8 protein-coding genes are annotated in these 9,136 nt (G+C 59.1%); 6 read left to right on the top strand and 2 right to left on the bottom strand.

Going from position 1 to position 9,136, the window contains the following annotated elements; all coding sequences use genetic code 11:
• The 4 genes from H3V53_RS41495 to H3V53_RS41480 form a co-directional block, all read left to right on the top strand.
• Positions 1-415 (top strand): BON domain-containing protein (locus H3V53_RS41495; RefSeq protein WP_336602783.1); only part of this gene is annotated, 415 nt, incomplete at its 5' end.
• Positions 412-1,206: a universal stress protein gene (locus H3V53_RS41490; protein WP_336602782.1), complete on the top strand. Its 795-nt coding sequence runs from the start codon at positions 412-414 to the stop codon at positions 1,204-1,206. The genes H3V53_RS41495 and H3V53_RS41490, both read left to right, overlap by 4 nt.
• Positions 1,203-3,167 carry an ATP-dependent zinc metalloprotease FtsH gene (ftsH, locus tag H3V53_RS41485; RefSeq protein WP_419539743.1) on the top strand — a complete coding sequence of 655 codons (1,965 nt, stop codon included), beginning with the start codon at positions 1,203-1,205 and terminating at the stop codon, positions 3,165-3,167. Before H3V53_RS41490 ends, ftsH begins: the two co-directional genes overlap by 4 nt.
• A 395-nt stretch (positions 3,168-3,562) precedes the next feature.
• A complete protein-coding gene (locus H3V53_RS41480; RefSeq protein WP_336602781.1) occupies positions 3,563-4,000 on the top strand; it encodes an Hsp20/alpha crystallin family protein in 438 nt (145 codons plus the stop codon).
• A gap of 186 nt (positions 4,001-4,186) precedes the next feature.
• On the opposite strand, the gene H3V53_RS41475 is transcribed toward H3V53_RS41480, so the two are convergent.
• Together H3V53_RS41475 and H3V53_RS41470 are read right to left on the bottom strand one after the other, a co-directional pair.
• Complete coding sequence (locus H3V53_RS41475) at positions 4,187-4,312, bottom strand: hypothetical protein (protein WP_336602780.1); 126 nt, start codon at positions 4,310-4,312, stop codon at positions 4,187-4,189.
• 78 nt (positions 4,313-4,390) lie between these two features.
• Positions 4,391-4,978: a rhomboid family intramembrane serine protease gene (locus tag H3V53_RS41470; protein WP_336602784.1), complete on the bottom strand. Its 588-nt coding sequence runs from the start codon at positions 4,976-4,978 to the stop codon at positions 4,391-4,393.
• 424 nt (positions 4,979-5,402) lie between these two features.
• Between H3V53_RS41470 and H3V53_RS41465 the strand changes: the two genes are divergently transcribed.
• Together H3V53_RS41465 and H3V53_RS41460 are read left to right on the top strand one after the other, a co-directional pair.
• On the top strand, positions 5,403-5,600 hold the full coding sequence (locus H3V53_RS41465; protein ID WP_054920041.1) for a hypothetical protein: 198 nt from the start codon (positions 5,403-5,405) through the stop codon (positions 5,598-5,600).
• A gap of 823 nt (positions 5,601-6,423) precedes the next feature.
• Positions 6,424-8,655, top strand: coding sequence for a fibronectin type III domain-containing protein (locus H3V53_RS41460; protein ID WP_336602779.1), 2,232 nt, complete (start codon positions 6,424-6,426; stop codon positions 8,653-8,655).
• The last annotated feature ends 481 nt before the right edge of the window (positions 8,656-9,136 follow it).

The raw sequence follows: 9,136 nt of genomic DNA, 5'->3' as shown, positions 1-9,136 counted from the left end.
TGACGAGTCGCTCGCGGCGCGAATCCTCGAGACGCTCTCGCGCATGCCCGGCCTGCCCGTCGCCCGCGTGCGCGTGGAAACCGAGCGCGGCTGCGTGACGCTGACGGGATCGGTGGACACGGAAGCACAGCGTCGCGAAGTGGCGTTGGCGATCGGCAACATGGAAGGTGTGGTCGGTGTGAGCAACCGGCTCACGATCCGCGACCCGTCCGCAGCCGACGTCATCGCGCAGATCTCGCTCACGCTGGACAAGCGGCTGAAGCAGGTAATCGGCAACATCTCGGTCGAGACTCGCGACGGCATCGTGACGCTGTCGGGCACCGTCGGGTCGCTGGACGAAAAGCATGCTGCGTGCCTCGCCGCGTCGCAGGTGAAAGGCGTGCGCGAAGTGATCGACCGGCTGGGCGTCGCATGAGCGTGGCGGCCGATCATCTGCGCGTGCGCGGCTGCTACCGCCGGGTGCTCATTGTGGTTCGCGATCACGCGTGGCCGACCACCGCAGTGCAGTATGCGGACGCATGGGCGGCACGCGATGCCGTCGTGCACGTTGCGACGGTCGCCGAGGCGGATCGCGGAACATGCGCCGGGGAATATGGCGACCGCGCGGTGCGCGGCGTCGCGCGGGCCGACGCCGTACGCTGCGCGCTGGCAGCGCGCGGCCTCGACGCGACTCAATCCCTTGTGCCGTCCGCACGCGCGGGCGCGAACATCCGCGATTCGATCGCGGGACTGGCAAAGCGCTGGGGCGCTGACATCGTGCTCACGGACGAACCCGCTCCTGCGCATATTGCGCAGGCCGCTGCGTGCAACGTCCTGTATCTGCCTGCCGATGTGTCGCAAAGATTTCACGTTCCACCGCGCCGGCTGTTCGTCGCCAGCGACGATAGCGCCAGTGCGCGCTGCGCGGTCGCTGAAGCGAAACGTGTCTCGGGTTCGGGTACGTTGCGGTGCGCGTTCGTGTCGTGTGAACCGGAAGCGCAAGCGGGCGAGGCGCGCGCGCCGAACACGGTCGTACTCACGGCAGCGCTGCCGGGCGACAGGCTGGCGCACGCGATCCTGCACGCGGCACTCGAATGGCGGGCCGATCTGCTGATCATCGGCACGCACGGCGCCGGGCCGCAAGCGCGCTGGCGCTATGGAAGCGTTGCGGCTGCTGTCGCGCTGTTGACGGACATGCCCCTTCTCGTTGTTCCAGAAAAATCATGACGTCCACGCAGCGCTCTTCGCGCGGCGCCCGCAAACCGCCGCGCTGGTCCGATCTGGCGGGTGCCGCCGTCACCATGTTTTTTGTTGCCATCATGGTGCTCCAGTTCCTGACCTTGCGAGGACTGGCGACGGAGATCGCCTATAGCGACTTCCAGCAACTCGTCACCGCACGGCTGGTGACCGACCTGGAGATCACGCCGACCCGCATATCCGGCGCGCTGAAGATGCCGGGCGCCACGTCGCTGCTGCCAGCTTCCGATGCGCTCGCCGTGAACAACGACGGTGAGCCGTGGCGTTTCACGACCGTGCGCGTCGCCGACGACCGGCTTGCCGATACCCTCGCTGCGGCAGGCATCCGTTACTCGGGCGGCTTCGACAGCGCCTGGCCCGGCATGCTGTTGTCGTGGGCCCTTCCGTTGCTGATGCTGTTTGCCGCATGGAATCTGCTATCGCGGCGTTCAGGCGGTTTGCAGCAGTACACGAAGATCGGCCGCGGTAACGCGCACATCCTGGTGCAGAACGAAACGGGCATCAGCTTCGACGATATCGCGGGAATCGACGAGGCGAAAGCCGAGCTCAGGCAGATCGTCGCATTCTTGCAGGACGCGGAGCGCTATCGGCGACTTGGCGGCAAGATTCCGAAAGGTGTGCTGATCGTGGGTGCGCCCGGCACAGGCAAGACCTTGCTTGCCAAAGCTGTTGCAGGAGAGGCGGGCGTGCCTTTCTATTCGGTCAGCGGCGCTGCGTTCGTCGAGATGTTCGTCGGCGTGGGGGCGGCGCGTGTGCGCGATCTGTTCGAGCAGGCGCAAGCGGAAGCACCCTGCATCGTGTTCATCGACGAACTCGATGCACTTGGCAAGGTGCGAGGCGTGGGCCTGACCTCCGGCAACGACGAGCGGGAACAAACGCTCAATCAGTTGCTGATCGAGATGGATGGTTTCAAATCGAACTCCGGGGTCATCATCATGGCGGCCACGAACCGCCCCGAAACACTCGATCCGGCTCTTCTGCGTCCAGGCCGTTTCGACCGGCATATCGCCATCGACCGGCCCGACCTGAATGGGAGGCGCCAGATACTCGCCGTGCACACGCGGCATGTCAAGCTCGCGGCGGACATCGACCTGAACGAACTGGCATCGCGTACGCCCGGATTCGTTGGCGCCGATCTCGCGAATGTCGTCAATGAGGCGGCACTGCATGCTGCCGAGGCGGACAAGCAGGCCGTCGATATGGCGGACTTCGACGAAGCGATCGACCGCGCGATGACCGGCATGGAACGCAAGAGCCGCGTCATGAATGCGCAGGAGAAGACGACGATCGCCTATCACGAGGCGGGTCATGCTCTCGTCGCGCAATTCCGCGCACACTGCGATCCTGTCAAGAAGGTGTCGATCATCCCGCGTGGCGTCGCCGCGCTCGGCTATACGCAGCAGGTACCAACGGAAGACCGGTACCTGCTGCGCGAAAGCGAGCTGCTCGACAGGCTCGATGCACTGCTCGGCGGCCGTGTCGCAGAGGAACTGGTATTCGGCGACGTTTCCACGGGCGCAGAGAACGACCTCGACCGGGCGACGGCGATAGCCCGGCACATGGTTACCCGCTATGGGATGAGCCGACGCACAGGGCTTTTGACGATTGGCGACTCAACGGATCAGCCCAGCATGTCGGGGCTCGACCGATGGCGCGGCTCGCTCTGCAGCGACGACACGGCACGCCTGATCGACGAGGAGACGAGGCGTCTGCTCGACGATGCGCATGCGCGCGTCACAGCGACACTCTCCGGTCGGCGCGCAACTCTCGAACGCATTGCCGGTCTCCTTCTCGAGCGAGAGGTGCTTGATCGGGACATGTTGCGCAAGGTGATCGACGATGCCAACTGTGCTTTAACGCCTCCCGCGGGCGAAGGCGCTGGTGCGCAGATCGAAGCCGGGCAGCATGACGAGACGTCCTGCGAGGGTTGAAACCGGCACCTGCGCGCGCCGCGTAATTGACCTTGATCAACGGCATGTCTTCGCTCACGGTTACGCTGAAGACATCGCTTCGGGCAATAGCAAGCGCTGAAGATCGAGATGCATTATCGGCGTCCGTGCCGGTCGGAGCGCAGAGATTCGATGAAGAGCGGCGCGCAATCGAAGAAAGATGTGGAGTAGAAACGGGAGTCGGCTGCGTCGTTGCGGTGTGGTCTGGACCCTGCGCGCGCAAGTTCATCAAACACCTGTCGATTGGCGCATAGCGCGCTCGCCTGTGAAAATCGCACATCTGCGACCATCATGCGCCGCAAATGCGCTGTGAGCCGGCGTTAGCAGTCGGACAACCGGGGCCATGTCCTGGCCTGCTTACCTGAAGGAGAGATGCAATGAGCAATCTGTCGCGTTTTGACCCGTTCTCGCTGGAGCCCGTCGTTTCGGATCTGTTTCAGGGACTTTTCCGGCCGATGCGATCGATGGCGACGACGCAGGACGCCGAACTTGCCTCGATGAAAATCGACGTGACGGAGAGCGAAGGTGCCTACACGGTGAAAGCCGAGCTTCCGGGCGTCGACAAAAAGGATATCGATGTGCAGATCGACGGGCGCATCGTCTCGATCAACGCGAAGGTCGAGCGGAACAAGGAAGAGAAGGATGGCGAGCGCGTCATCCGGCGCGAGCGCTATTCCGGGGCGTTCAGCCGCTCGTTCTCGCTGGCGAGTGAAGTCGACGACGCGAAAGCGACGGCCGAGTACAAGGATGGCGTGCTGTCGCTGAGCCTTCCGAAACGGGCGCCGAGCGATCAAAAGCGCCTGACGGTCAACTGATTCCGCTGCGTCGCAAGACTCGTATTGGTGAGGAAATTAAGTACGGACCGACGCGGATGCAAGGCGGGCTTGAGTGAACGGCCCGCTTTTTTTTTCGTCTGGAATCCATGTGCCGGTTCGAATGCGTGCGCCGAGGGCGCAGCGGGGCCGCTTCACGCGGCCGGTTGATGCCGTAGGCAAGCGCCTTCACCACCGGCGCACCGGATGACATATCTGGTCTGGGCGATTCGATGAAAGCGGGGGCATCGCCTTTGGCGCGAGCCGGTGCACCACCGGCAGCGGTTCGCAGGTCAGTAATTGGGTGTCGGTCATGGTTGACTCCTCGATCGATAGATTGATGCATACGCGCATTCATCCGTGCATCGTTTCCAGATAGTGGCGATCGTTCAGTCAAGCGTCGTGATGCGACTTGCGGGACCAGAAGACGATGAGTACAACGGCGCCGGCCATGCCGCCCAGATGCGCAAAATGTGCGACCCCCGGCGCTGTCCGCGACACGCCTAGCAACAGTTCGACCGCTGCATAGCCGGTGGCAAAGAGCCATGCCGGCATCGGAATGGGCGGAAACAGCAGCACGACGCGCCGCCGCGGAAACATCACGGCATACGCGATAAGCACGCCAAACACGCCGGCAGACGCGCCGATAGCCGGATAGGGGGCGCTTGCAAGCATCAAGGTGAGCAATTGTGCTACCCCGCCGCATACGACGCTTGCCACATAGAGCATCAACGTTTTGCGGGCGCCGAGCACACGTTCCACGTCGCTGCCGAACATGAACAGACCAAGCATGTTGAAGACCAGATGCGTGAGATTGGCGTGCAGCGCACTGTATGTCAAAAGCTGCCAGACGTGGAAGGCGCGAGCGTCGCTGTTCGCTGTTTGCAGCGGCCACAGCGCATAGCGGTCGATCAGCGCTTCAGGGCTTATCGCCTCGATCGTGAATGCGAACACGTTGAGTGCAATCAGGAATAATGTCATGTCTCGTTTGGCGGCGTTGTGAAGCACGGGTGTGGCGCTATCACCCTGCTTAGGGTAATTCGGCGAAGTTGCACCGGATTGATCTGCATCAGACCGCTCCCCGGTCGTGAGCCCCGGGGTTGTAAACGACCGCCTACAGGTTTCAGTGTCCGTCCGCAAACATGATCATGGCAAGAACGGCGACGCCGCTCGCTCTCGTTGATGCAATGCAGGCAATGGCAAGCCACGGCGCACGGCGCTTCGCCGTGGTCACTCGGGCGCGTCTGGATCGATCCTGCTGACCGACATTCGAAGGAACGGCGTTAGCCATAGCGGCTTCTCTCACGACCCCCTATGCGACAAATTGCGCGTCGACTGCTTCTGATGAGCATCTATTCTTTGAAGACAACGACGATGCGTGGACATCGGATTTAAGGAGACGATGATGCTCAGCCCACACGAAATCGCAGCGCTCATGCTGCTTGAGACTAACCAGCAATCGGAATATCTCGACCTTGGCGATCTCGATGCGTTATGCGAGCGGCAATTGGTTTTGCTGGAAAAGCTCGCGTCGGGGGACGAACAGGCACGTCTGACAGAGCAAGGCCGTTCAATATTGCGGTCAGTCGGGCGAATTCACTAGTTCATCGCTGTGTATGGACCAGAAACTTCATCGCGTATCGAACTCGGATGCAGGCTGATCGATCAACTGGCGTTGACCGGTTTCGAAAGAAGACACTCGAGAGTCCTCATCCACGAAAACATTGCCCTGCTCGAAAGTCAAGGTGCGGGCTTACGTCGCGTTGCCGGTGAGGATGCGATCACCACGCAGAACGAACCGCTCGCATCCAGTTAGAGATCGCGAACTTCATTTCGCCTGCATTTCCGGCAATCGTGCCACGATTGGGCATTCGTGCTGGTCAGATTTCCTCGCCGCGAAGTGTTTCCCGACGGGCTGTCATCGCGATGCAGGCTCTGTGAAATGAAGCACCGCTAGGCACTCAATCCGAGAAATCGCAATCGAAGCCCGCGTCGGCAGCAGCCAGCGACGGACGGGAGCGAGAGATCTAGCCGCCGTGCGGTTGGAGGACGCAGAGCGGCGCCTGACTACCGTACCTGCTACCGCTAATCGGCGTGTTGTCCGCGATGCGAGCCCAGCAACAAATGATAGCTATCGTGGCACTTTCCGGTTGTCGGGTGTGTACTCGGCGCGGTAACCAGCGCGCGTTGTACGGCGCAATTCTGCAAGCTCGTGCTTAAGCGCAACACGGTAAGAGTAAAGCTTGCTCAGGCCACCATCCTGTACGCCATACCGAGGTTAACTGTGGGGGGAGGATACGTAATGAACTGGCAACCGTAACACATTTTTCACGCAACCCGAATTGCCGTGAACTATTCTTTCTACAGAGTACTCGTGGGTGCAGTAAGCCGTTGGTTTTGCCGATGGACAAGTTCGGAGGCGAAGCATGAAATCTGTCTTTCGACCCCTCCTCCATCTTGTTTTCCACGGCATTGCATTAGGCAATAGCATCGCGCGCAGGTTCTGGATCAACCCCGGCGCGCAGCAGAGAACACGTGCAATAAACGCACCACTCGTTAGCGCAGGGACTGGTGTTGTTTGCGGGTTATTGGTGGCGTTTGCAATAGCCGCCTCTGCTCAACGCAATTGGGAGCCGGAGCAAAGAACCCATCAGACGGCGCGAACATTCGAGCTTCATGCAATTTCCAGCGATGCCATCTCGATTACGCTTAGATGGAAGCCACAGGAGGCTGCAAGCGAATATGAAGTCTCTCGCGACGGGAAAGTGGTGGGGCGCACTTCAGCGAGGGTTGGGTACTTCACGGACTTCGACCTCGTTCCTGAGCACATCTATCAATACAGAGTTACTGCAGCCAATTCTTCTGGCGCACCTGTTTCCTTTTCCGAAAGTCTGATTGCTCGAACAGGTCAGTCTGCTGCAATAAGAACGCAGTATACAGTGCTCGCGATAGCGTTCGGACCGCCCGACAGTCCGCTTGTCAAAGAAAGCGCCTTTCTAAAACACCGCATACAGTTCCTTAAGCTTGCGTCGCTCGGATCGGCCGATCTCAGACTGTATCACGGCGGGATTGTGCAGTCGCCGGTTACGCCCACGTTGAGGCCGGGCGAGACTACTGTCGACTATAAGGATCTCGTAACAAGACGAGATCTCGGCCTGAATGGTTATTCAATCATAGACCTCATAGAAAAAGGCGACATTGATCACGTTTGGGTAGTTAAAACACCTGTAGAGTTCCTGGAAAACGCACTGGTTGGAAACCGGACGATCCAAGGTACGGGCATCACGACTAACAACACGTGGGTTCCTATCGACGTGAAGTGCTCTCGATCATTCTTTATAAATCAGTTTACGCCGGAAGAGCGCGCTAACGACGCATATGTGCACATGGCGGAAGGCGTCATGACGTCCATCTCAGATGGACACCCGGAGTCATGGCCGCGCGACTTGCCGTACACGGTCTATACATCGGACCGCTCTAGCCACGCGACTCAAAGTGCCCTCCTCAACCTCTGGGAAAAATACCGGCTCACCGACGACTGGAACGGTACCAGTTCCGGGTCGATTACTGCGTACGCCTCAAAAGGAAATGGCAATATTGGTTCAAGCCATTTTCCTCCGACTTCGACGAGAACTTGCAAGGACGACTACTGCTATTTTGACCGGCCAACGTGGCAACGATATATTGATTCCGCCGCGGACGACTGGTTTGTGTATCCATCGTTCACCGGAACGAGGAGAAAACTGAATGGCTACGACTACGGAGCCTTCAATAATTTCGTTGAGGGTGCCTCATCGTACTCCGATGAGTTCGGTACCTCACCGGAATTGCATCCATCGTTTGTATTCTCAGCGGCCTCGTTTCACGAGTGGTGGTTCGCTCATCTGCCGCACGGAGAAGGGTTCCAGGGCGGAATACTCAACAACTGGTGGCCTTACTTGTTTGACTTTAACCGCTTCGATGGTGTCCCTATCGATTTTAAGGTAACAGACGTTCCGATACGTCACCCAGGTTTCCACGCAGCGCCGAGTAAACATAAGCCCGACTTAACCGATGCTAGCAATTGGGGGTACTGGAATTCTCAGACGGTGGGTGCAAAGGTTGGCTACCTGCGCACTGTTGAGAGCGCGCGAGGCAGCGCTTTGGAAGTCACGATCGAGAACACACAAGACTTCGAAGAGCTAGGGGGATTCGGACGTAACGATGTTTTTTACCCTGTCTCCCGAAATGCCCACTGGGACCTTCGCAATCTGCGAACAGTTAGCTTCGCAGTCAAGCCAATCCTGAATGCGAAGCTGATTGCAGGAACCAATCCCATATTAAGACTATATAAAAATGGCGGGCAGCGCATCGAATTCGTGCCGCGCCTTCGGGGACGGTATGCAAACTTGTTCAAGGAGATGCATTTCCAGGATGCTGACGGTTGGTTCCTGTTCTCGGTTCCTGTGGCTGGCGACGATATATGGGAAAGGCATGTTATCGGTTATATCGAACCGGGTCTGACTGAATCCGATAGACAAGCTGCCGAGCAGAGGCTGGAAGCTGAGATACTGGATGATGTTAACTATGTCGAAATATCAATCCGGACGACAACCAGTCAATCTGTCAATCCGGACGATTTCGTCTCGTATTACATCGGGAAGCTGTTCGTCAGATAGTGGCCAACGGTCGGCATGGGAAAAAAAGGCGCTATGTGAATTTTGCGGTATCGGCTTCGAACCGCCCATCGCGCACCGTTATCGCAATAGGAGTTGAATCTCGCAAGGATCGCAGTCTTCGAGGCGCCCTCGTATTTCCAGGTTCGGGCCAGCAGCGGTCGTTGGATGCGTCCGTGGTGTGGCCATTCGGGCGGCGCTTCGGCTCACGAAGCGGCCATTAACATGGCTTCGTTCTGCGTGGCCGTATCAGGTCGCCAACCGCTGATCGAGGACAGGGCGACAGGTCATTCGACTTCGCGAATATAGATGTTCAATCCGCCTATCATTGAACCGGCTCGTTTGAACGCGATTCGAGGAGGCCGCGCGAATATCGAGCAGAGCATGCCCTTCATGCCTTCCCTTGCAACGGCGTCGCCGTTGAAAACATAACATTCCTGTCCTCAAGGCGCGCCATTGTAGTCAAAGGGGATGCGGTTGGATT

The organism is Paraburkholderia bengalensis, from assembly GCF_037126505.1.
Taxonomy (GTDB): domain Bacteria; phylum Pseudomonadota; class Gammaproteobacteria; order Burkholderiales; family Burkholderiaceae; genus Paraburkholderia; species Paraburkholderia bengalensis.
This window is presented reverse-complemented; position numbering and strand designations above follow the sequence as displayed.